This is a genomic window from Streptomyces sparsus, from assembly GCF_054776295.1.
In genome coordinates this window covers 1-1,557 of sequence record NZ_BAAHCA010001045.1, presented here as the reverse complement: position 1 = coordinate 1,557, position 1,557 = coordinate 1, and the positions used below count along the sequence as shown (strand labels likewise).

The window sequence follows — 1,557 nt, the reverse complement described above, 5'->3', positions numbered from 1 at the left end:
GCCGCGCCGTCCGCGGCGCGCCACCCCCACCAGGCGAACCGGGACCGCAGGCGCTTTCCGCCCCCGGTGACGAACCGTTCCAGCCGGGCCGCGATCTCGTCGCCGAACTCGCCGTCCACCAGGCGGGCTTCGCACACCCGCTCGGCGAGCCAGTCGGTCAGCTCACCTTCTACCGCTGCCACGACGTCACCGTCCACGCAGCCCGCGCCCGCAGGCCCGGGACCCATCGTGCACAGCGTGCCGGCCCGCCCGGCGTTGCCGCCGACCCTGCCGGCACGGCCCTCCGCCGTGCCGCTCACGAACAGACATCTGCTCCCACCACGCGCACCGACCACGCACACCACCTCCAGCACCCCACCTTCCGCCCGGCACTGTGCTTCGGACGCACCAACACACCGGAAACCCGGCAGGGAGGTGATCCTTCGGCTACGGGAAGGCCGGGCGTGACGTTTCCCCGGGTGCGGGGTTCCACGCCGGCGCGGCGTCAACCCCCCGCGGCCGGTGCCGTCCCGGTGGGCGGAACCCGCCAGGGCCGGACGCGGCGGCCAAGGAGCGTCGGGAGGTGGGCAGCTGACGTACCGGCGGTTCAGGCCGGGGGCGCGGCGCGGGGCCTGACCAGGCCGACGTCGTAGGCGAGAATGGTGGCCTGCACCCGGTCGCGCAGCCCCAGCTTGCCGAGCAGCGCGTTGACGTGGGACTTGACGGTGCCGGTCGCCACGCCCAGGTGCCGGCTGATCTCCGCGTTGGTCAGGCCCGATCCGACCAGCACCAGTACCTCCCGTTCCCGCGGGGTGAGTCCGGTCAGCGTGCCGTCGGGCTCGACCGGCCGCGGGCTCGCCGCGAAGGTGTGGATCAGGCGGCGGGTCACGGCGGGCGCGAGTACGCCGTCGCCGGCGGCGACGACCCTGATGGCGTCGAGCAGGTCGTCCGGCTCGGCGTCCTTGAGCAGGAAGCCGGACGCGCCGACGCGCAGTGCCTCGTGCACGTAGGCGTCGAGGTCGAAGGTGGTCAGCACCAGGACGCGCGGCCGGTCACCACGCGCGGCCAGCAGGCGGGTGGCGGTGAGTCCGTCCATGCCGGGCATGCGGATGTCCATGACGACCACGTCCGGATCGGTCTCCTCGGCCTGCCGCACGGCGGCGGCTCCGTCGCCGGCCTCGCCGACCACGCTCATGTCGGGTTCGGCGTCGATGACGGCGGCGAACCCGGCGCGCACGACGAGCTGGTCGTCGGCGACGATCACACGGATGGTGATGGCAGGACCTCCTGGGACGGGGCCGGCCCGGTCCGGGCCGGCAGCCAGATCTGAACGGATTCGGCGGTGCCGGTGGCGAGCCGTCCGCCTGCGGCGGCGGACTGGACCCGCAGGCGTTCCAGCACCGGCCCGGTCGTCGCCCCGGCCACACCGGTGACGGTCACGGCGAGTTCGGTGCCGGCCGCCGCCAGCCGGACCTCGGCAGGTGCGCTGTCACCGGCGGCCAGCGCCGACTCGACCAGGCGGAACACCGCCAGTGCGGTGTCGGGCGGAAGCCCTGACGGAAGGGTGTCAAGGCCGGG

The 1,557-nt window shown here is 74.5% G+C and carries 1 protein-coding gene and 2 pseudogenes; all 3 read right to left on the bottom strand.

Translation table 11 applies throughout. From position 1 onward, the window contains the following. Positions 1 to 299, bottom strand: a pseudogene (locus ACYVE9_RS26170) (hypothetical protein); the annotation flags it as partial. A 287-nt stretch (positions 300 to 586) separates the two neighbouring features. Then, a complete protein-coding gene (locus tag ACYVE9_RS26165; RefSeq protein WP_461030369.1) occupies positions 587 to 1,255 on the bottom strand; it encodes a response regulator in 669 nt (222 codons plus the stop codon). Then, a pseudogene (locus tag ACYVE9_RS26160) lies at positions 1,240 to 1,557 on the bottom strand (hypothetical protein); the annotation flags it as partial. The gene ACYVE9_RS26165 and the pseudogene ACYVE9_RS26160, both read right to left, overlap by 16 nt.